This window comes from bacterium (genome assembly GCA_023150945.1).
Taxonomy (GTDB): domain Bacteria; phylum Zhuqueibacterota; class Zhuqueibacteria; order Zhuqueibacterales; family Zhuqueibacteraceae; genus Coneutiohabitans.
Genome location: JAKLJX010000001.1, coordinates 335,930 through 358,359, shown reverse-complemented (window position 1 = coordinate 358,359; position 22,430 = coordinate 335,930). Strand labels below are relative to the sequence as shown.

Annotated in this window: 17 protein-coding genes; 13 read left to right on the top strand and 4 right to left on the bottom strand. The window is 60.9% G+C overall.

Annotated elements, in window-relative coordinates; all coding sequences use genetic code 11:
- The first annotated feature begins 73 nt into the window (after positions 1 to 73).
- The 13 genes from L6R21_01425 (at position 74) to L6R21_01365 (ending at position 16,198) form a co-directional block, all read left to right on the top strand.
- Complete coding sequence (locus tag L6R21_01425) at positions 74 to 2,977, top strand: T9SS type A sorting domain-containing protein (protein ID MCK6557831.1); 2,904 nt, start codon at positions 74 to 76, stop codon at positions 2,975 to 2,977.
- A gap of 94 nt (positions 2,978 to 3,071) precedes the next feature.
- Complete coding sequence (locus L6R21_01420; GenBank protein MCK6557830.1) at positions 3,072 to 4,106, top strand: PorV/PorQ family protein; 1,035 nt, start codon at positions 3,072 to 3,074, stop codon at positions 4,104 to 4,106.
- A 223-nt stretch (positions 4,107 to 4,329) separates the two neighbouring features.
- Positions 4,330 to 5,004 carry an alpha/beta fold hydrolase gene (locus tag L6R21_01415; GenBank protein ID MCK6557829.1) on the top strand — a complete coding sequence of 225 codons (675 nt, stop codon included), beginning with the start codon at positions 4,330 to 4,332 and terminating at the stop codon, positions 5,002 to 5,004.
- A gap of 500 nt (positions 5,005 to 5,504) precedes the next feature.
- A complete protein-coding gene (locus L6R21_01410) occupies positions 5,505 to 7,286 on the top strand; it encodes an ABC transporter ATP-binding protein/permease (GenBank protein MCK6557828.1) in 1,782 nt (593 codons plus the stop codon).
- A gap of 10 nt (positions 7,287 to 7,296) precedes the next feature.
- On the top strand, positions 7,297 to 9,108 hold the full coding sequence (locus L6R21_01405; GenBank protein ID MCK6557827.1) for an ABC transporter ATP-binding protein/permease: 1,812 nt from the start codon (positions 7,297 to 7,299) through the stop codon (positions 9,106 to 9,108).
- 357 nt (positions 9,109 to 9,465) lie between these two features.
- Positions 9,466 to 10,602: a tetratricopeptide repeat protein gene (locus L6R21_01400; protein MCK6557826.1), complete on the top strand. Its 1,137-nt coding sequence runs from the start codon at positions 9,466 to 9,468 to the stop codon at positions 10,600 to 10,602.
- A 31-nt stretch (positions 10,603 to 10,633) separates the two neighbouring features.
- On the top strand, positions 10,634 to 11,935 hold the full coding sequence (locus tag L6R21_01395; GenBank protein MCK6557825.1) for a serine hydroxymethyltransferase: 1,302 nt from the start codon (positions 10,634 to 10,636) through the stop codon (positions 11,933 to 11,935).
- 8 nt (positions 11,936 to 11,943) lie between these two features.
- Positions 11,944 to 12,399: a transcriptional regulator NrdR gene (gene nrdR / locus L6R21_01390; GenBank protein MCK6557824.1), complete on the top strand. Its 456-nt coding sequence runs from the start codon at positions 11,944 to 11,946 to the stop codon at positions 12,397 to 12,399.
- A 1-nt stretch (position 12,400) separates the two neighbouring features.
- Positions 12,401 to 13,231 carry a twin-arginine translocase subunit TatC gene (gene tatC, locus L6R21_01385; protein ID MCK6557823.1) on the top strand — a complete coding sequence of 277 codons (831 nt, stop codon included), beginning with the start codon at positions 12,401 to 12,403 and terminating at the stop codon, positions 13,229 to 13,231.
- Between the two features lie 174 nt (positions 13,232 to 13,405).
- Entirely contained in the window at positions 13,406 to 13,960 is a 555-nt protein-coding gene (dcd, locus tag L6R21_01380) for a dCTP deaminase (GenBank protein ID MCK6557822.1), read from the top strand.
- A 5-nt stretch (positions 13,961 to 13,965) separates the two neighbouring features.
- On the top strand, positions 13,966 to 14,796 hold the full coding sequence (locus L6R21_01375) for a PHP domain-containing protein (GenBank protein ID MCK6557821.1): 831 nt from the start codon (positions 13,966 to 13,968) through the stop codon (positions 14,794 to 14,796).
- Positions 14,787 to 15,446, top strand: a complete 660-nt coding sequence (locus L6R21_01370; GenBank protein MCK6557820.1) for an MBL fold metallo-hydrolase — start codon at positions 14,787 to 14,789, stop codon at positions 15,444 to 15,446. Before L6R21_01375 ends, L6R21_01370 begins: the two co-directional genes overlap by 10 nt.
- A gap of 92 nt (positions 15,447 to 15,538) precedes the next feature.
- On the top strand, positions 15,539 to 16,198 hold the full coding sequence (locus L6R21_01365) for an HD domain-containing protein (GenBank protein ID MCK6557819.1): 660 nt from the start codon (positions 15,539 to 15,541) through the stop codon (positions 16,196 to 16,198).
- Positions 16,199 to 16,356: 158 nt separating this feature from the next.
- Here the strand turns inward: L6R21_01365 and L6R21_01360 are convergent, their stop codons facing one another.
- From L6R21_01360 to L6R21_01345, 4 genes are all read right to left on the bottom strand, one after another.
- On the bottom strand, positions 16,357 to 18,498 hold the full coding sequence (locus L6R21_01360; protein ID MCK6557818.1) for a T9SS type A sorting domain-containing protein: 2,142 nt from the start codon (positions 18,496 to 18,498) through the stop codon (positions 16,357 to 16,359).
- A 151-nt stretch (positions 18,499 to 18,649) separates the two neighbouring features.
- Positions 18,650 to 19,426 (bottom strand): LytTR family transcriptional regulator DNA-binding domain-containing protein, encoded by a 777-nt coding sequence (locus L6R21_01355; protein MCK6557817.1) that lies wholly within the window; start codon positions 19,424 to 19,426, stop codon positions 18,650 to 18,652.
- A 78-nt stretch (positions 19,427 to 19,504) separates the two neighbouring features.
- Positions 19,505 to 20,617: a histidine kinase gene (locus tag L6R21_01350; protein ID MCK6557816.1), complete on the bottom strand. Its 1,113-nt coding sequence runs from the start codon at positions 20,615 to 20,617 to the stop codon at positions 19,505 to 19,507.
- A 75-nt stretch (positions 20,618 to 20,692) separates the two neighbouring features.
- Positions 20,693 to 22,225, bottom strand: a complete 1,533-nt coding sequence (locus L6R21_01345; GenBank protein ID MCK6557815.1) for a xanthine/uracil/vitamin C permease — start codon at positions 22,223 to 22,225, stop codon at positions 20,693 to 20,695.
- Positions 22,226 to 22,430: the final 205 nt, after the last annotated feature.

Here is a 22,430-nt window from a genome sequence, read left to right as displayed (position 1 = left end):
ACCGCAGGAAAGCCACGATCGGTTGCTGCTTCCCTGCCACACGCGTTTCGACCTGGCTTCAAGAGAGGGTGCCATGAATCTCAAAAAATACAGTTTGATTCCACTCCTGCTCACCGTGCTGTGGCCGCTGGCCGAACCGCCGGCGCACGCGCAAGCACCCGGCATGACCAAGCGTGAGTTTTTCGATCAAGTGCTCGCGCCGGCGCGCGGGCTGCAACCCTTGCGCGCGCTGGCGAAGCCGGAAGCGTTCATCGATCGCAAGCGCAGCGTGATGGACGTCGGCAAGCTGGTGGTGCGTCTCTCCAACGGTGCGGTGCTGGGCTATGACCGCTGGGGCCTCAACCATCTTTGGCCGGCCGGCGGCGATTTGACCTACTACTGGACGCTGGCGCCGATGGTGGGCGGCCGCACGCCGCGCGGCCTGAGCGTGGCGATCGGCACGCGCGGCGCGGCGCGCGATCATGAAGAAGAATACCAACCCCTGCCGGGCTATGACGCCGGCAAAGTCATTGACGAAGAAAACCTCGGCATTGCGATGAGCGATGTACCGCAAAGCTGGCCGGCAAACTGGCCGCGCGATCCGTACACCGACGGCATCACCAAGTTGAGTTTCAACATCGAGCAGCCGCTCGACCAGGATCACTCCGAAGGCCGGGGTTTGCGCTTTCCCGGCTCATTCAACGGCAAAGTCGTCGCCGATCGCGAATGCTATTTCGTGGTGACCGACAACGATCCCGCCGACGGCAATATCGCCAGCGCCAATGACGGCGTCGGCCCGCTCAACATTCGCGTGGATCTATGGGGCCTGCAGTGGAGCGACGTGTTGAATGAAGATTTTATCATCTGGAAGCAGATCGTCACCAACATCGGCGCCGACACGCTGAAGGACGTGTACATCGGCATGCACGGCGATCCGGATACGCCCGAGCAGGGCACCAACGAATGGACTGATGATTTCGCGCTGTTCATTCCGCCCAATTCTCCCACTCATGACCCGCTGTTGTGGAACACCGTTTTGGTGTGGGATGGCGATGACCGGGCGCAGGGCTTCATCGAGAAGAACGTGCCGTGGATCGCGATGAAAGTGCTGGAGACACCGGTTGATCCGGCCACCGGCCGGCAACGCGGCTTGACCACGATGTACTTGTTCGACTACAGCTCGGCAGCGCAAAGCGATCGCGCCGCCTACGCCGAGTTGAGCTTCGGCATTCAACCGCCCGACAACGTGGCGCCGCATCCCAATGATTTCACCCAGACGCCCAACTCCTACGGCCCGGACATCACTTTCGTTTTTGCCTCCGGTCCCTTTGACTTGCCGCCGGGCGAGAGCTTGCATTTCGTTTTGGCGGATATTCTGGGCGCCAACCGCGCCGACGTGCTCAACAATGCCGTGCTCGCGCAGGTGTTGTACAACAATGATTACAAAGCCGCCGAGCCGCCGAAAGAGCCGTGGCTGCGCGCCGTGCCCGGCGATGGCAGCGTGACGCTCTATTGGGATGCCGAACCGAGTGAGAGCAGCAGCGATCGCCTTACCAAGAACAACCGGTTTCAGGGCTATCGCATTTTCCGCAGCGATGACCGCGGCCGCACCTGGGGCACGCCCATCACCGATGTCAACGGCACGGTGGTCGCGTATGTGCCGCTGGCGCAGTTCGACTTGAATGACGACATCACCGGCATCGACCCGCTGTCGCCTTATTTGACTTTGGGCTCGAACACCGGTTTGGCGCACAAATACGTCGATAATAACGTCATCAACGGCTATGAGTACTGGTATGCCGTGACCGCCTACGATTCGCGCGATGAATTCAAAGTCAATCCCAATGATCCGAGCGGCATTCCGGTGCCGCCGCTGGAGAATTCGCGCAAGAACAATCCCAATTTCCCGGGTGACAACACCGTAGCGGTGGTGCCGCTGCCGCGGGTGGCGGGCTTCAAGCCCGGGCAGCTCACCGGTCCGGAGCGCGTGAGTGGCCACGGCACCGGCGACCTCCTGCTGGAATTGATCAATGAGGTGGCGGTCATCTCGCAGGAGTACACGCTGAAATTCGAAAGCACGGCCGGCGGCTTGCGGTTCAACCTCACCAACCAGGCCGGCGAAACCGTGCTCAGCAACGTCACCGCCGTCAACGGCGAAGAGACGATTCCGGTGTTCAACGGCATCCGTTTGCGCGTACTGAATGATCCCGACAATGTTTTGAATACACGGCTGGCCGGCTTCTTTGTGGGCAACACCGACCAGCGCGCGGCGACCAACTACACCGTCAGCATGCGGCCGCAGCAGGCCCTCAACGAGGGCGATTATGAAGTCCGCTTCACGGCTGCCGGCGACACTTCATTGCAGCTCGGCGCCAATCCCGCCATTGCGGTGCCTTTTGAGATTTGGAATGTGTACGACCGCTCCGCGCCGGTGCAGGTGGATTTCTTTCTCTCCCAGGCGAGCAGTGATTCGACGCCGGAGATGCGCCGGCAGTGGACGAGCGGCGATGAGATGACCATCCGCGAGAAGGTGGCCGGCCGCGACCGCTTCACCTGGAAGATCACGCTGAGTGCGCCCGTCGAGGGCGAAGCGGTGCTGCCGCAAACCGGTGACGTGGCGCGCGCCTATTTGACCCATCCCTTTCAAAGTGAAGATGCTTTCAAAATCACCACCAGCGCGGCAGGAGCCGAGGCCACGACCGCGGATTTGGCAGCGGTGCGCGTCGTGCCCAATCCCTATCGTGTCGCTTCAGTCTTCGAAACGACGTTGATCAACAAGGAAATTCAGTTCCGCCACCTGCCGGTGCAATGCACCATTCGCATCTACAACCTTGCCGGCGAATTGGTCAAAACCATCGCGCACACCAACGGCACCTCGATGGAACCGTGGAACCTGCGCACCTACAACGACCAGGAGATTTCGTTCGGCATCTACTTCTATCATATCACCCTGCCGAACGGCCAGCAGGCCATGGGCAAGTTTGCCGTGGTGAAATGAAGCAGGCGGGCGTGGCGCGGCGGCGGCGTTTTCTCAATAGAAAAACACCGCGCCTGACCGGCGGTTTGGAATTCTCGCTCTGGAGAACGTGCATATGAAATACCGATCCTTGTTCCTGGCTCTGGTGCTGCTGCCGGCGCTGGCACTGGCGCAATTCGACAATGCCGGCACCTCGGCCGCGAATTTCTTGAAGATTGGCGTGGGCAGCCGGGCGGAAGCCATGGCCGGCGCCTACGTGGCGCAGGCCAGTGACATTTCCACGATTTTTTGGAATGTCGCGGGGCTGGCGGATCTGCGCCAGCGCGAACTGATGGTCGCCCGCACCGATTGGATCCTCGACGTCAATCTCATTTCCGTAGCCGCCAACCTGCCGCTGCAGGAAAACACCACGGTGGCGGTGAGCGTGAACGCCTTGAGCATGGGCGACCTCGAAGAAACCACGCCGGAAGCGCCGGACGGCACCGGCATCAGCTTTGGCGGCAGCAATCTCGCGGTGGGGCTGGCCTATGCGCAACGCTTGACCGATCGTTTCTCCATCGGCCTGCAGGGCAAATATGTCGGCGAAACCGTGGCCAATTCCAAGGCGCATGGTTTCGCGCTCGATTTCGGCACGCTCTATCAAACTAATTTTCGCGGTTTGAAAATCGGCATGTCGATTTCGCATTTTGGCAGCAAAATGCAATTGGCAGGCCGCGAGCAACTCATCCGCGTGGACGTCGCTCCCGGTCAGGGCGCGAATCCTGATGAAACACCGGCCCGTTTGGAAACCGAGGCCTGGCCGCTGCCACTGGTATTCCGGCTGGGCGTCTCACTGGACGTATTTCGGTTTGAGCAGCAGGCGCTGGTCGCCAACGTCGATTACTTTGACTATCGCGATGTTGCGCCCGGCTTCTGCGTCGGCGGAGAATATTCGTTGAATCGTTTCGTCTTTGTGCGCGGTGGCTTCCGTGCCCTCACCAACGCCGACAACATCGATGATCCCGACAACCAGGCGTTTTTCCCGACCTTGGGCGGCGGCCTGGATCTGCACTATCCCAATTCCAGTTATCGCCTGCGGCTGGACTATGCCTATTCCGATTTGGGCCGCCTGAGTCAGGCCCATCGCTTCACCTTTGCCTTTGTGTTTTGAATGGTGCGGATCGGCCGGGACGCGGCGCGCCGGCCGATCCCGCTCATGACTTCGGTGCGGAGGAAATTTCCGCCCAGTCGTTGCGTTCGCGGGCTGGTGGCCGGCAGCCACACGGTTGACTTTTGCCTCATGAGATGATATATTGCCGGCGATGATGCCACCGCATGAAATCGGATGTTTGTTGCTTCACGGATTCACCAGCAGCCCCCAGGAAATGGCAGGGTTGGCAGCATTGCTTGCCGCAAAGGGCTTTACGGTTCGCGCCCCGCGTTTGCCCGGGCATGCCACTCATCCCCGCGATTTGCTCCACGTCTCCCATCACGATTGGCTGGTCGCCGCAGAACAAGGCCTGCAGGACATTCGCCGGATCACCCGGCAACAAGTGGCCATCGGCCTGTCATTGGGCGCCACACTGGCTTTGCATCTGGCAGCCAACTTCGATTTGGCGGGCGTGGTGGCGCTCGCGCCTGCACTCAAGCTTTCCTGGTGGGCCACCGCCACGGTGCATCTGCTCTCGCCCTTCAACTACATCCGCCGCAAAGCCGCGGGCCCGGATGTGAAGGATCGCGCCGGCAAAGCCCTGCTGCGGAGTTATCAATCCTATCCCATCGCGGCGGCCAAGCCGGCATTGCGATTGATGCGGCTGGTGCGCGCCGAGCTGGCTCGCATCACAGCGCCGTTGCTGGCTGTGCATGCCGTGGAAGATCACACCATACCAGTGAGTAATCTCGAGTATTTGCTCCAGCGGGTGCAATCAACGCAGGTGGACAAACTGATCGTCACGAATTCCTATCATGTGTTGACGGTGGATCATGATCGCGAAGAGATCTTTGCGCGGGTGCTGGCATTCATCAGCAGCGTGACCGTGCCGGCTGCGGAGGGGGCAACTGCGCGCTAGGCCATAGGGCGCGCAAAGCTAGAATAGAATTCTGAAAGATTCTTGCCCACCAAGCAAACGCTTGCACCGCGGAGAGTGCAGAGTTGCTACCTCAAAAAGGCCTTTCTCTGCGTCTCGGCGGTGAGCTTCTGATGTGAATGACACGGCAGTGTGCCCAAATCTCAACAAGATCCTGGCTGGATGACAGTGGCAGTGGATACATCGTGCAAGACAACAGGTTACCAATCGGTCTTATTGCTGCCCGCGGGCTGCGGGTTTCAGCTCGTCCGAAATCTGGCGTAGGGTGTCAATAGTCAAATGTGTGCAAACGAAACAAAGATTCTCGGGACGCAAAATGGAAAGCGCACAAAGTAATATTTGTGCCCTTTCCATTTTGTGTCCTCCATGGCTCCGGCTTGTCCGAGTCATGGCGCAAGGCTTGATCTTGCCTCGCGAACACCGCCGCCTGTGCGGTTTCGCCCATTCAGGTTGAACATTCATTCGGTATTGACCTTCTTCCTATGGCCGTCTCCTCCACTACCAAAACCGGTTTGCGCGAGCTGCGTGAGCTGGCGCCGCTGCTGCCCTATCTCAAGAGATATCGCGGCCAGATTGCACTGGGCGTGGTTTTCATCTTTGTGACCAACGTATTTGCGCTGCTCGGACCGAAGGTGTTGCAGCGCGCCATCGACATGCTGCGCGCCGATCTGTCCTCCGCGCGGCTGCTGCGCGCGGCGGGCCTGATTCTGCTGGTTTCGGCCGGCGAGGGCTTCTTCCGCTACTGGATGCGGCAAACCATCATCGTGGTCTCGCGCTTCGTCGAATACGATCTGCGCAACGATTACTTGCGGCATCTGCAGCGCATGTCGCGCGGCTTCTTCAACCGCCATCCCACCGGCGACTTGATGGCGCGTGCCACCAATGATTTGAACAGCGTGCGCGCGGTGCTCGGGCCCGGCATCATGTACGCCTCCAACACGCTGGTGGTGGGCGTGGGTGCCTTCATCTTAATGATGCTGATGAGCGTGAAGCTCACGCTGTTGGCGATGCTGCTGCTGCCGCTGATGGTGGTGATCGTGAAATTCACGATGGACCGCATCTACGCCGCCTACCACCAGATTCAGGAACAGTTTTCCAAGATCACTGCGCGCGCCCAGGAAAACCTCTCCGGCATACGCGTCATCAAATCGTATTTGCGCGAAGGGTTCGAAATCGAGCAGTTCGGCAAGCTCAACCGCGAGTACATGCAGCAGAACATTGCGCTCAGCAAGGTGGAGAGCCTGTTGTGGTCGGGCATGGGCACGCTCTCCGGCGGTGGCATTCTGCTGCTGTTGTGGGTCGGCGGCCGGGAGGTGATCTACGAGCGGCTGAGCTGGGGCGAGTTCGTCGCTTTCGTGGCCTACATCGGCATGCTGACCTGGCCGATGATCGCGCTGGGCTGGGTGATCAACGTGGTGCAGCAGGGCGCGGCCTCGATGGGCCGGATCAACCGCGTGTTGCGCGAGACGCCGGAGATTCGCGACACGGAGGAGACGGATCATGCCATCACCACGGTGCGCGGCGAAGTCGAATTCCAGAACGTCAGCTTTCGCTACAATGAATCCGCCTGGGCGTTGCGCCACCTCAATCTCAAGATGCCCGCCGGCATGACGCTGGCGATCGTGGGCCACACCGGCAGCGGCAAATCCACGCTGGTCAATTTGATCCCGCGGCTGTTCGATCCCACCGAAGGCCGCGTCCTGATCGACGGCGTCGACATCCGGCGGATTCCGCTGGCGGTGCTGCGCCGTCATGTCGGCTTCGTGCCGCAAGAAACCTTTCTCTTCTCCGACACGATTCAGGAGAATATCACCTTCGGCAGCGCGACGGACAACGGCGAATCGATGCACGCGGCCGCTACCATCGCGCGCATCCGCGAGGAGATCGAATCGTTTCCGGAGCGCTACGCGACGCTGCTGGGCGAGCGCGGCATCAATCTCTCCGGCGGGCAGAAGCAGCGCGTGGCCATCGCCCGTGCCATCCTGCGCCAGCCGCGCATCCTGATTCTCGATGATGCGCTGTCATCGGTGGACACCTATACGGAGGACGAGATTCTGCGCGGCTTGCGCGGGGTGATGCGCGAGCGCACCAGCATCATCATCTCACATCGCATTTCCACGGTGCGCGACGCCGATCTCATCATCGTGCTCAAAGACGGCATGATCGTGGAGCGCGGCACACACGAATTGCTGATCGAAAAAGACGGTCTCTATGCCGAATTGAGCCGCATGCAACAATTGGAAGAGGATTTGGAGAAGCTGTAGGAAGACCCCGATGGCCGGATTTGACGAAGACAAACTGACCAGGACCTATGACGCCGCGCTCATGCGCCGGCTGCTGCGCTACATCCGCCCGATGCGCGGCCGCATGACGATCGCCGTGCTGCTGCTGCTGCTCAGCAGCGGCCTGTCGGTGCTCGGCCCGATCCTGACCAAAATCGCGATCGATCAGCACATCGCCAACAAGAACATCCGTGGCCTGACCCTGGTGGCCCTGGCCTTCCTCGGCATTTTGCTGCTCGGCCTGGTGGTAAATTACTACCGCTCGGTTCTGATGGAGCGCGTCGGCCAGCGCATCATGTATGATTTGCGCATGCAGATTTTCGGCCATCTGCAGCGCCTGCCGCTCGCCTTCTTCAACCGCAACCCAGTGGGCCGGCTGATGACGCGCGTCACCAACGACGTCGAGTCACTCAACGAACTGTTCACTTCCGGACTGGTGTCGGTGTTCGGTGATGTCTTCATGCTCGCCGGCATCATCATTGCCTTGTTTCAGTTGAATTGGCAGCTCACCCTGCTCACGCTGAGCACGGTGCCGCTGCTCTATCTCGCCACCGCCATCTTCAAAAAGAAAGTGCGGGAGGCCGAGCGCGACATTCGCGTGCGCCTCGCGAAAATCAACGCCTTTTTGCAGGAGAACATCACCGGCATGCCGGTGGTACAGCTTTTCAACCGGGAGGGAAAAAACTTCGGGCAATTCGACGAGAAGAATCGGGACTATCTCGAGGCCTACCGCAAGACGATTTTTTACTATGCCGTCTTCTATCCGGTGGTCGAATTCATCGGCGCGCTGGCCGTAGCCTTGATCATCTGGTACGGCGGCGGCGAGGTGATCGCACAGGCGCTCACCTTCGGCGCGCTGGTAGCCTTCATCATGTATGTCGAGATGTTCTTCCGGCCGATCAGCGATCTCGCGGAAAAGTACGGCATTTTGCAGACCGCGATGGCGAGCGCCGAGCGCGTCTTCCGGATCTTGGACGAGCCGGACGAGCTCTCCACCAACGGCAAGAGCGTGCTGCCGCCGGCGACCGCGATGCCGGCGCGCTGGGCGCGGGGCGAAATCGAATTCCGCCAGGTGAGCTTCGGCTATCGCGAAGATGAAATGGTGTTGAAGGAAGTCTCTTTCAAGATCGCCGCGGGCGAAACCGTGGCGATTGTGGGCGCCACCGGCGCCGGCAAGACCACGATCATCAGTCTGCTGTCACGCTTTTACGCGCCGCAGCGCGGCCAGATTCTCATCGATGGCCGAGACGCGGCAACGCTGCCCTTGTATGACGTGCGCGGACAAATCGGCCTGGTCTTACAGGATGTTTTTCTGTTCGCCGACACGATTACAGAAAACATCCGGCTCGGCAATCCTGCCATTGCGCCGGAAGCGGTGCGCCAAGCCGCCGCCGAGGTGAACGCGCTGCGCTTCATCGAGCAATTGCCGGGACAGTTCCAGGAGCCGGTGCTCGAACGCGGCAATTCGCTTTCCGTCGGCCAGAAGCAGCTTATTGCCTTTGCACGCGCGCTCGCGTATGATCCGCCCATTCTCGTGCTCGATGAGGCCACTTCCAGCGTCGACACCGAAACCGAGTTGCTCATCCAGGCGGCGCTCGAGCGCTTGATGCAGGGTCGCACCTCGCTGATCATCGCGCACCGGCTGTCGACGATTCAACATGCCGACCGGGTGATCGTGATGCACAAGGGGCAGGTGCGTGAGATCGGCACGCACGAAGAGCTGATGGCGCTGCGCGGCATTTATTACCGGCTGTATCAGTTGCAGTTTGCCGCGCAGGAGGTGATGGCACGGCGAGCCGGGTGAGGGGACAAGGGGAGAAGGAGACAAGGGGACAAGGAGATGATGCGCTAAAGGGAGAAGCCGTTGGTTGATGCTGCGCCTGCGCGTGGGGGCTGGTGGCGTGAGGGACGTAATGTTCAAGTGGCGTTTTCGAGGGCGGCCAGTCAGGTCAATTGCGGCAGCAGCCAGCAGCCGACCTTTTGCTTGCATCTTTAGGCCGTTTTTATTAACATCCGCGTCAATTCAATGCGAGCGCCGCCACATGCCGGCGGGGAGATGCCACTGTCACGAAGATTCCTGATGAGCAGCCGCCGTTGCCGCATTCCCGTGAAACCTCTCCCATTTCTTGCTGCCATCATGCTGTCCAACCTTTGGCCAACAATGGCGCCCCTCGACGCGCCCCGCCAGGATTCCGGCCGCGCGGCATTGGAAAAGAGTTGGAGCCGGGGCTGGGATCATTACCAGCACCGGCGATATGCCGAAGCATTACCGCATTTTTGGCAGGTGGCGACGCACGACACCTCGCGCCGATTCGAAAAGGTTTTCAACTACCTCGGACAGGCTTATTTCAAGCTCGGCCGCGCGGACAGCGCGCTTCAGGTCTATGCACTGGGCGTTGCACGATTTCCCGCGGATGACAACCTGAGACGCAACCTGGCCTTTCTTCACACCAGCCGGGGCAATTACGCGGCTGCGATCACACAGTACCGCGAGCTGCAGCAACGCGGGCAGGCAACGCTGGAAGATTTGCGCAGATTGGCCGGGCTGTACCGCCGCGCCGGTCGCGAGCAGGAAGCGCTGCCGCTGTTTGAAACGCTGTTGGCAGCCAACCCGGGAGATGCTGAAGCGCGCCGCCAGCTCGAAGAGTTGTATCAATCCAGCGGCGAGACGGAAAAATGGCTGGCGAGTTTGGAGCAAACGCTGGCACGCCAGCCGGAAGACACGCTCAGCTTGCTGCGGCTGGCCGGGGCGCGCCTGGAGCGCCGCGAATACCAGTCCGCGCTGGCGCTGCTCGATCGCTATCTTGCGCTGGCGCCGTCGACAACGAAGGCGCTTGGCCTGAAGGGCGAGGCGCAGAAGAATTTGGGGCAATTTGCGGCGGCGCTCGCCACTTTCGAGCAGGCGCGCGCGCGCGCCGGGCATGATGCCACGCTGTTGGTGCAGATCGCAGCGTGCCATTGCGGCTTGCGGCAATACGCCGCAGCGCGTTCCTGCGCGCAGCAGGCGCTGCAGCGCCGGGCGGACTACGGTAGCGCGCTGCTCGTGCTCGGTGAGATTTACGAAACCTGCGCACGCGAGTGCGTGCGCGCCAAGGGCCGGGTGGAATTCGACGACAAGCTGGTTTTTCAACTCGCCTACGAGGCCTATGACCAGGCCCAACAGGATTCGGCGACGCGCACGGAAGCGAAACAACGGATGGCAGCTCTCGCTTCGCTGCTGCCCGGCAGTGAAGACTACTTCATGAACAAAAATCATGGCCAGGCAACCGGACCGTGCTACGCATGGCTCCGCCACTAGGCGGCCGCGCAGCCGCAAAAGGAGATCGTTTGTGCAGCATCTGAGCAAGACCGACCCGGAAGTGCATCGCGCGGTGCTCGATGAGATCAACCGGCAAAACGAGACGCTGGAGTTGATCGCTTCGGAAAATCACTGCAGTCTGGCGGTGCTGGAAGCGCTCGGCCAGCCGATGACGAACAAGTATGCCGAGGGCTATCCGGGCAAGCGCTACTACGGCGGCTGCGAATACGTCGACCGCGTCGAAGATCTCGCGCGCGAGCGGGCCTGCCGCTTATTCGGCGCGGAATACGCCAACGTTCAGCCCCACTCCGGCAGCCAGGCCAACCTGGCCGCGTACTTCACGTTTCTGAAGCCGGGTGACACGATTTTGGGGATGAATCTGGCGCATGGCGGCCACCTGACCCACGGCAGCCCGGTGAATTTCTCCGGCAAAATCTTCAATGTCGTCTTTTACGGCGTGGAGGAAGAAACCCAGCGCGTGGACATGAATCGGGTGCGCGATCTCGCCCGCCAGCACAAGCCGCAATTGATCATCGCCGGCGCCAGCGCCTATTCGCGCCAGTTCGAGTATGATGTCTTTCGCGAAATCGCCGATGAAGTGGGCGCAAAGCTGGTGGCGGACATCGCGCACCCCGCCGGCTTGATCGCCACGCGGCTGCTTGAAAGCCCGCTGCCCCATTGCCACGTGGTGACCACCACCACCCACAAAACCCTGCGCGGCCCGCGCGGCGGCATGATCTTGATCGGCAAAGACGAAGAAAACGACATGGGCCTCACCACGCCCAAGGGCCGCAAGAAGAAGTGGTCGGAGCTGATCGATTCCGCCGTGTTCCCCGGGTTTCAAGGCGGGCCGCTGATGCACGTGGTCGCCGCCAAAGCAGTGGCCTTCAAGGAAGCGCTGCAAATCGAGTTTCTGGAATACTCGCGCCAGGTGATCGCCAACGCCCAGGCGATGTGCAAAAAGCTCATCGATCTCGGCTACGACATTGTTTCGGGCGGCACCGACACGCATCTCTTTTTGGTCGATCTGCGCAATCGCGAGCTGACCGGCAAGGATGCCGAGGCCGCGCTGGAGAAAGCCGGCATCACGGTGAACAAGAACATGGTGCCCGGCGATTCACAGCCACCGACGGTGACCAGCGGCATTCGCATCGGCACGCCGGCGCTCACCACGCGCGGCATGAAGGAAAACGAGATGCGCGAAGTCGCCTTCTTGATCGACAAAGTGCTTTCCGACATTCGGAATGAGACCACGATCGCTCGCGTACGAGAACAGGTTCTCGACTTGAGCCATCGTTTCCCCCTGTACGCGGAGTTAACCTCGAGCGAATAGGTCGAACCATGCGTTGTCCCTACTGCAATCACGAGGACAGTCGCGTCATTGATTCGCGCACCAGCAACGAGGGCCGCGTCGTTCGACGCCGGCGTGAGTGTCTCTCTTGTCAAAAACGCTACACCACCAAGGAATACATCGAGGAAACGCCGCTCATCGTTGTGAAAGGCGACGGGCGGCGGGAGTCATTCAACCGGGAAAAAATCCTGCACGGCATTCAGATCGCCTGCAGCAAGCGGCCGGTCTCCATGGAAACCATCAACAAGTGCGTCGATGAAATCGAATCGCGCCTGCGCGATGGCAACCACGAGGAAATCAGCTCGCGGCTGATCGGCCAACTGGTGATGGAAAAGCTGCGCAAGATCGACGAAGTGGCCTACGTGCGCTTCGCCTCGGTTTACCGGAAGTTTCAAGCGAAAGAGGAATTTCTCGAGGAACTTAAGGGCCTCGAGATCTTTGCATAAGATGGAAGCCCCCCCCCAAGAGGTCAAGCGGCCGCGCCGGCACCTGGACGAACGTGAAATGCCATTTCTCGATCATTTGGAAGAATTGCGCCGGCGCATTTTCTATTCGTTGTTGTTTGTCGTGCTGGCCACGCTCGCCAGCCTGTTTTTCATCAACCAGATCTTTGCGTTTCTGGTAGCCCCTTACAATGACGCGCTCCGTATCGCGGCCGAGGGCCAGCCGGCCGGCGCCGCCGGGTCTTCGCGGCTGGTGTTTTTCACCCCCACCGGCGGCTTCATGATCTATGTCAAACTCGCGGCCACTGCCGGTCTGCTCGTCAGCCTGCCGTTCGTCTTCTACCAGCTCTGGAAATTCGTGGCGCCCGGCTTGCTGGAGCAGGAGAAGCGCTTCGTGCCGGCGCTGGTGTTCTTCACCGCCTTGTGCTTCGGACTGGGCGCCGCTTTCTGTTACTACGTCGTGCTCAAGTTCGGCCTGGGATTCCTGCTCAGTTTCCAGTCGGTGGATCTCATGCCGATGATCTCGATCGAGGAATACTTCGGCTTCGTCACGGCGTTGATTTTCATCTTCGGCATTCTCTTTGAAATGCCGGTGATTGCCTATTTGCTCACCCGCATCGGCCTTCTGACGCCGGAGTTTTTGCGGCAAAAACGGCCTTACAGCATCATCGTCATCTTTGTCGTTGCCGCGATCATCACGCCTTCCGTGGATGCCTTTACCCAGATTCTGCTCGCCGTGCCGCTGATGGGGCTGTATGAAATCAGCATCTGGATATCGCGGCTCGCCCTGCCTGCGGCGGTCCGGAACGCCTTGCGCGAAGCCGGCACGTCGTGAGCCTGCCGGACGCCTTTCCGCCGGCGCGCCATTCCTGTGCACCCGTGCATGTCCATTTTCCGAGGCGTGACGGTGCACAAGCCGCGCGCCACGGATCGACAGCAAACACCTTTTGCAGCAAACGCGCCTGCCCCAGCAGCAGCCCGGGGCACAAATGACTCAGACGGAGCTTGCATGAGCATCAAACCCGATCGTTGGATTCGCAAAATGGCGCTCGAACATAAAATGATCGAGCCGTTCGAAGACCGGCGCGTGCGGCCGCAGGTGATTTCCTACGGCTTGTCCTCCTACGGCTATGACGTCCGTATCGCCGATGAATTCAAAATCTTCACCAATGTCTTCGGCGCCATGGTGGACCCCAAGGCCTTTGACCCGAAATCATTCGTGGATTATCGCGGCGATGTCTGCGTGATCGCGCCCAACAGCTTTGCGCTCGGCCGCACGATCGAATATTTCCGCGTGCCGCGCAATGTAATGACCATTTGCGTCGGCAAATCGACATACGCCCGCTGCGGCATCATCACCAACGTCACGCCGCTGGAACCCGGCTGGGAAGGCTACATCACGCTCGAGATCTCGAACACCACGCCTCTGCCCGCCAAGATCTATGCCCATGAAGGCATCGCCCAGATTCTGTTCTTCGAGAGCGATGAGGACTGCGAAGTCTCCTATGCCGACAAGGCCGGCAAATACCAGGGGCAGACCGGCGTCACTCTGCCAAAGGTTTGACCGGCATGTACGACCTGCACACCCACACCAGCCGCTCCGACGGCCAGCACTCGCCCGAGGAACTGGTCACCCTCGCCGCTGAAAAAAAATTGCAGGGCCTGGGCATCACCGATCATGATGAAATCGGCGGAATTGAACGCGCGCTGGCGCAGGCCGCGATCGCCGGGTTGGACATCATCCCCGGCGTGGAGCTGAGCACCAGCCATCGCGGCTACGACGTGCATATCCTGGGCTATTTCATCGATTACGGTGACGCCGGGCTGCTGCGCTTCCTGCACACGCTCAAGGATCAACGCCTCAACCGGGCCTCCCGCATCGTCGAGAAGCTCAATCACCTCGGCTTGACCATGTCTTTCGATGCGGTTTTGGAAGAGGCCGGCGAGGGTTGCGTCGGCCGGCCGCACGTGGCCAATGCGCTGGTGCGCGAAGGTTACGTCACCACTTTTCAGGACGCGTTCAATCACTATCTCGCGGAAGACAAGCCTGCCTTCGTGCCCAAACCCGAACTGGCGCCGGCCGCGGGCATCGCCGTCATTCACCAGGCCGGCGGCCTGGCCGGCTTGGCACATCCCGGCCAAAATCTCACGGCGGAAGTCGTGCTGGAAATTATCAAGCTCGGCGTTGACGCCATCGAGACCATTCATCCCAAACACAGCGGCGAGCGCCAGCGCTTCTTTCAAGCCCTGGCGGAAAAATTCGATCTCCTGCAAACCGGCGGCTCGGATTTTCACGGCGGCGCCAAAGGCCTGGAGAAACTCGGGCAATACACGGTTTCCCGCGTGCAGGTCGACCGCTTGCGCGATTTAGTCGTGGAGAGAAGAAAGACATGGCATTGAGATGGCGTTGCCTCACCGTGGGTCCGTTCGCGATGAATGCCTATCTGCTGTGGGATGAGCAAACCCGGGCGGGCGTGCTGATCGACCCGGGCGATGAAATCGACCGGATTGCCGATGCGGTCGAAGCCAGCGCGGTGCAGTTGGAGCGCATCGTGCTCACCCATGCCCATCTCGATCACGTGCTGCACTGCCGCACCGCACAGGAAAGATTCGATCTGCCGGTTTATCTGCATCGCGATGATTTGCCGCTGCTGCAAAATATCGGGCGGCAGGCGGAAATGCTGGGCTTCAGCTTGGGCGACATTCCGCCGCCGCAAGTGGCGGGCCATCTCACGGAAGGCGATACACTCACGCTCGGCCGGAACCAGCTCAAGGTTCTGCACGGCCCGGGGCATTCCCCCGGCAGCCTGATGCTGATTGGTGACAAGCTGGCCGTGGTCGGTGATGTTCTGTTTCGCGGGTCAATCGGGCGAACCGATCTGCCGGGCGGTTCCTATGCGACGTTGATGCAAACGATTACGGAGAAGCTGTTGGTGTTGGAGGATGAAGTGGTGGTGCTGCCGGGTCACGGCGAAGACACGACGATCGGATTCGAGCGGCGCCACAATCCGTTTTTGCAGCCGGGCAGCGAGCTTTTCGACATGGACTGACCGGCTCGAGCCGCGCCGGCGGGGTATTTTTGCCTTCCCACTCGCGGCCGGCCGCCGGAGTCTACTGCACTGCTATGAGGAGCAACCGCACAATGATCACTCTAAACGACGTCAAAGCGGACGCTTTGGTCGATGCCTACATCGCACGCGCCGACGAATACCTGGAAGTGATTGGCTACACCGAACACGGCCGCCGGCACTGCGGCATGGTGGCCCGCAACGCGCGCAAGATTCTGCTCGATCTCGGCCACTCCGAGCGCGAGGCCGAGCTGTCGGCGATCGCCGGCTACTTGCACGACATCGGCAACGTTTTCAACCGGGTCAACCACCCCTTCACCGGCGCCATGCTGGCGCACACGCTGCTGCTGCAGATGGGCATGGACCCCATGGAAATCACCCAAATCGTGGCGGCGATCGGCAATCACGACGAGGTCAGTTGCGAGCCCATCAATGCCGTGGCTTCCGGATTGATCATTGCCGACAAAGCCGACGTGCACCGCTCGCGCGTGCGCAATCCCGAAATGATCAAATTCGACATCCACGACCGCGTGAATTACGCGGTGGAAAAAAGCAGTCTGGTGGTGGATGCCAAACAGCGCATCATCCGGCTGGAATTGTCGCTCGACACCAAAATCTCACCGGTGGCGGAATACTTCGAGATCTTCCTCTCCCGCATGTTGTTTTGCCGCAAAGCCGCGACGTTTCTCGGCTGCCAATTCAATCTGGTGGCCAACGGCACCGACCTGCTTTAGTGCCGGCGGCGCACGGCGGCCACTTCCTGAAATTCATGATGCAACCCTCCGCTCGCTAGCGTTAGCCCCGGCCGGCGCGAGCGGCGGCATGATCCGTCTCTCCGCCGCGCCGAGGCATGTCCGCTTCGACTTCCTTCCTGATTCCTCAAACCGCGCGCTTACCGGACCAGGCTCATCCTGCGTGTTGCGACCTGATCGCCCGCACGCAAGCGATAGAAATAGACGCCGCTCGCCAAACCGCGGGCATCAAACGTGACGCTGTGCGAGCCTGCCGGCAATTTCTCCTCGCTCAAAATCGCCACCTCTGCGCCCAGCGCGTTGTAGACTTTCAGAGAAACCATTGCGGCAACCGGCAAATCGAATGCAATCCGCGTTTGGGGATTGAAGGGATTGGGGTGATTCTGCCGCAACGCGAAATACGCCGGCACCGCGCCGTCTTTGTCATCCACCGCCAGCGAGCCAACCAGCCGAAAGCGGATTTCCTTCTCAAACGTTGTCGTGCCCAGGCCGAATCTCGATCTGACCACGGCGCGCGGGCTGTAGGTCGACAAATAAGGTTTGCTGAAGAGGGGAGGGAAAATCGCAAAGTTCACCAGCAGCGAATCGCCGGCTGCGAGCTCCACCGCCTGCGGTGAAAGGGCGGCGGCATTGTTCGGCCGGAGGCCGCGGTAATTGAGGGACAGATAAACCGAGTCCGCACCCGTGCCGCGATTGTAAATCCAAAACGTGGTGTCAACCTGCTGCGTGTTGACGTCGATGTCGCCAAGATTGAAGGTCGCAGTGTTGAGGATCAGCCGCGGCGTGGGATTGGCATTGCCCAGCAAAACCACGCGCTGGGGATTGGCATGAACGGCATCATTGCTGTACAGCCGCAGGGTATCGAGCAAGACACCGTTCTGCGTCGGCGCCCATTGCAACCGCAGCGTGTCGGTTGCCGCCGGCCGGATGCGCTGCGGCAGCGCCGTGAGCACGGCGAGGGTGTTGCCGGCGTTCACCGTGATTTCAGCCCTTTCGATCACCAGCGTGCGGCTGCCCAAGTTGAGAATGGGAATCGCGAGGGTGCCGAGATTGCCAGGCAGAATGTTGCCAAAATCCTGGCCCTCAGCGGGTAGCACGGCGGAAGCCCGGGAGAATGGTGCCAACACGCTGCTGGCCGGACCGCCGTAAGCGCCCATGTCATTGCGCCGGCTGCCGCGCGCCGGCCACCCTGCTTGCGCCGGCACACCTGCATCAGCAGGATCGAAATACGCAACATTGGGATCACCGGCATCCACGCCCGGAGATTGCGGTTCGAGATAGAAACTGCTGTCCGCAAAAAGCGGTGGCTGAGAGATATTCTCGGTGCCGGCAAAGCCGCCTTGCACGTTGCTGTAGGACAGGGAAAGATTGGAGCCGGCGAGGTGAATCGCGCCGCCCGCGGTTTGCGTGTTCGCCCACATGAGGTTGTTGCGGCCAATCACCACGGCATTGTTCCAGACGACCAGCGCGCCACCAGCGCCTGCCGGCGGCGCGGCATTCACGGCGCCCGCCGCGGCATTGCCAATGATGGTGTTGTTCTCGATGAGGTTCGCCGTGTTGGCGCCGACCAGTATGTCATTGATCCAAATGCCGCCGCCACCGAAAGTCTGTTTGCCGGCGGCCGCCGGATAGACGCGGTTTTCCGCGATGATGTTGTTTTGCACCACCGCGCCGGCGCAGTAATTCAAGACAATGCCGGCGCCGTACATGCCGCGGTTGCCGATGATCACGTTGTTGGTGAGACGCGGCGCGCCGTCACCGCAGCGCAGGCCGCCGCCGCCGGCGCTCACGGCGCGGTCGCCGTTGATCGCTTCGTTATCGATGATGAGATTGTGGCGAATCACCGGCGAAGCAAGTGCCGACAGCACGCCGCCACCTTCCCAATAATCGCCGGCGCCGTGCTCATCGCGCCAGCGCGTGCCTTTGCCGCCGGTGAGGGTGAACCCGGCCAACACCGAGCGGGAATCTTCACGATCGATGAACAGCACGCAGCTCGCGGTGTCGGGATGGGCCGGCCGGCTGCCGTTGATGATGGTGGCGGCGATATCCGCAGGCACACCGCTCAAGATGAAGCGGCTCGCCAGCAGAATCTGCTTGCCGCGGAAACGCACGTTTTCATAGTACGTGCCGGGCGCCACCAACACCGTGTCGCCGGCATCTGCCGCGTTGACCGCCGCTTGAATCGTGGCATACTGCGCGGGAACATGGCGAATCACGGCGGCCGCCGGCAGCACCGGCAGCAAAGCCGCCGCCAGCAAGAGTGCAAGACCTGATCGTCGCATGGGGATCTCCTGAACAAGAGTGGGTACTTGATGGAAACTGCAATGCTCACGGCCGGAGTTTACGGGCATTTTTCCCATCCGCCAATGAATTTGCGATGAACTGGAGATTCCTGCGGGCAAGGCGGAGAACGGGCAGGTCGAGTGGGGAAACTCAGGGGCGATTATTGAACAGCGCGGCGAAGCGCTGGCGGTAGTTGCGGCTCAAGGTCAGGCGGGCGCCCTCTTTGAGCAGCAGAACAGCATCGCCATGGGAGAGCAATTCCAGCTCCTTGACGCGGTCGAGGTTGACGATCACCGAGCGGTGAATGCGCACGAATTGCGTGGGATCGAGCTGCTGCTCCACCGTATTGAGCGTCTCGCGCAGCAGGTGTTTCTGCTTTTGCGCGTGCAGGCAGACATAGTCGCCCTCCGCGCTGATCCAGTCGATTTCCTCGGCCCGCACCAGCACTACGCGGCCGGCCGTGCGGACGAGGAAGCGCGCCGCCGGCTTGCGCTGCTCGCGCAATTCCTGCAGCAGCGCCATGAGATTGCCGTTGAGTTGATGCAGTTGCAGGTTGGCGCGCGCCCGCGCGAGCGCCGTCTGAAAGCGGGCCGGATCCACCGGTTTGAGCAGGTAATCCACGGCATGGGCATCGAAGGCGCGCAGCGCATACTGATCATAAGCCGTCACGAAAACGACCACGGGCAGCGGATCGGGCTTAAGGGCGGCCACTACCTCGAAACCATCCAGCTCGGGCATTTGCACATCGAGGAACATCAAATCCGGCCGGCGCGTTTCGCTCGCGACAATGGCCGCGAAGCCATCGGCGCAATCACCGACGATTTCGATATCACCTTCCGTGGCCAGCATCTGGCGGAGGCCTTCGCGCGCCAGAGGCTCGTCATCGACGATCAGCGTTCGAATCTTATGTGGCTGCAATGCAGGCATGGCTGAGTTGAAAAAATGAGTGACCTCGCGGCGCTCTGCCGGCTGGCGGCAATCTGCGCAAGCTGCCGGTCTGGGGTTCTAAAGCCGGTAAGGAATATCCAAAGTCACGATCGTGCCGCCAGCCTCGGCATTGGCAAGCGTGAGGCGATAATCGCGGCCGTACAACTGCTCGAGACGGCCGCGGGTGTTGCTTAGGCCGATGCCGGTTTGGCCGGCCGGATCAAAGGCGGGCGGCAGGCCACGGCCGTTATCCCGCACTTCGAGATGGAGATTACCGTTGTGCCGTTGCGCCGAGATTTTCAGAATCGCCGGACCGCGTTGCCCGCTCACGCCGTGGCGGATGGCATTTTCCACCAACGGTTGCAGGATGAGATTGGGAATCAACGCGGCCGTGGTTTCTGCGGCAATCTCCATCTCCACCTGCAGGCGGTCGCCGAAGCGCGTGCGCTCGATCTGCAGATAGCGATCCAGGAAGGCCAGTTCCGCGCCGAGCGTGACAAACTGCACGCCGCCGCTGTCGAGCGTGATGCGCAGCAGATCACTCAGCCGGCCGAGCGTCTGCCGCGCCAGCTCGGGATCTTTTTGAATGAGCACGGAAATCGCGTTGAGCGTGTTGAACAGAAAATGCGGTTGCAGTTGCATCTTCAACGCCTGCAGTTGCGCGTGCGCGAGCTGGGTTTCAAGCTGCGCGGCGCGCAATGCTTTCTCCTGATAGCGGCGATAGTAGTCCACCGCATAGTCGATGCTGATGATCATCCAGTAAAGCAGCACGCCGTAATCGAGGAAAGTCATCACCTGCTGGAAGAAGGCTTCGCCGGTCACGGGGGAGCCGGAGGCTTGCGCGCGAATATGCAGGATGGCGATGCCATAAATCGCTTTGTGCAGCATGGCGAACAGCAGGCTGGCGGGAACGTGCAACGCGAGACGGCCGGCGAGATGTTGGCGTTCCAGGCGATAACGCCGGCCCAGCCACACGACCAACGGCGTCAACCCCGCCCATAAATAGGCATACAACATCTCGCTGAGCAACGCCAGGCTCCACGCCATGCCCTTGCCGAAGCGCACGGACACGAAGTATACCTGCCCCGCCATGAACAGGCCGAAGATCGTCCATCCCAACAGCACGACACGCCAATCCAGCCGCAGCGGCTGGCGCGGGGCAGGGCTGTGGTCTTGATCAGTATGCATCATCGGATGAGCAAGAAGTGGGTGTCCGTCCAGCAACGTGAAGACCGCCGGGCGGTGGTGTTTTCGAACGCACACAAGTTAGAATTCGCTTCCTTCCAACTTCTTCACCTTGAACAACTCGCACAAGCCGAGCAGGATCGTCAACAACATGTATCCCAGAGCCAGCGGAGAAAGGGTGAAGCCGAGAGTGGGCGCATGAATCAACCCGCACAGGGCAAGCAAAAACGCCAGCCCACTGAACAGCATGGCGGCGCGCAGCTTGCCGTCGATCAAAAATGCCACGATTGCGCCCCACAAGAGTCCCGTGAGAATCGCGCCCTGCGACAGCGCCGCGTAGCCTTGCAGATGCACGCCCTGGCGCTCGGCCAGGCGCGCCATCAACTCCGGCGTGGCGGCACGCGGGCCGAGCAATTCGAGAATTGTGCCCTGCAGTTGCTTGTTCAGCAGATCGGCCAGGTGCGGAATCAAAGCAAAGGCCACCGCCACGCCGTGCCCGGCCGGCGTGGCGCGAAACGCCTGCTGCGCGATCACGATGCCGACGAACACCAGCAAGGGCGCAACGCTGGCTTCCGGAATCAAATGGCGCAGAAAGGCAATGACGCCGGTCATGCTGGCGAAAAAGAAAACCACGCCCACCAGCAAGGCATAGCCGGTGCGTGCGCCCAGCCGCTTGTAGGCCAGATGGCCGATATAGACCGTGGTGGGAAAGGGCGAGCCAAACACCGCACCCAGCGCCGTGCCGAAACCGTCGATCACCTGGCAACGCGCCACGGGATAATCGTCGCCCGCGGCTTTGGCGCTCTCCACATTGTTCATGGTCTCGATGAAATTGTAAATCTCGATGGGAATCACCACCGCGAGAATTTCCGGCCGGTGCAGAATGGCTTGCAGGCCGAGGCGCAAGTCTTCCAGCACCGGCAGGGGCAGATGCCAGGCCGCGGTCTCCCAGCGCAGTTCCGCTTCACCGGTGAAGAAGGCAATCACCACGCCCAGGCCGATCGCCACCAGGCCGGCGGGCAGGCCGAAGGGCAGGCGGTAGAATCCAATCAAGCCGAGCAGGATGATGAACAGCGCCGGCAGCCCGACCACCGGGTTTTCGAAAATCAGAGCGCAGGGCACGGCGGCAATCCACACCAGCGCAATGCCGGCGAGCGTGCCGAGCATGCCCGCGCGCGGAGTGACGCGGCGCAATGCCGGCCCGACGAACGCGCCGCTCATCTCCACCAGGCCGCCGATGAAGCCCGCGCCCAAGCCCACGCGATAAGCCAGTAGGGCATCAGAAGTGGCGAAATAGACCGGGCCGATGACGGCAAACAGATAAACAAACATCACCGGCGTGGAAATGCCGTACGGCAGCGCGGTGACCGTGTCGCGTTTTTCATGGGCGGCGAGGCGCCGCGCGAGATAGGCATAGCACAACAGGCCGAAGAGCAGCGCCACGCCCAAGCCGGGCAGAATCCGGCCGAAGACCAAATCATGTTCGAACTTGAAAATGCCGATCAGCACGCCGGAGAGGATGACCATGTTGGCGAGGTTGTCGGCGAACAACGCCCAAAAGCCGTTCCAATCACCGCTGTGCCAGCGCAAGCGGGCAAGACTCGAGTTTTGCATGAGATTGTCCCAGGCAGTGCTCTGGCGCTCACCATTGGTCGAAGCGGGGCGATGCCGCAGCCTGCCAGAGCGTCAAGGTGGCGGCAAACGTCGACGTCAGCCAGTGCCGGAAGATAATCTCAAAAACGGTAAATTGAAAAAACTTTCTTGCCTGCGGTCATGCGCTGCGGGAGCAGCGCAGGCTTGACATTCTCACGCGGCTTCT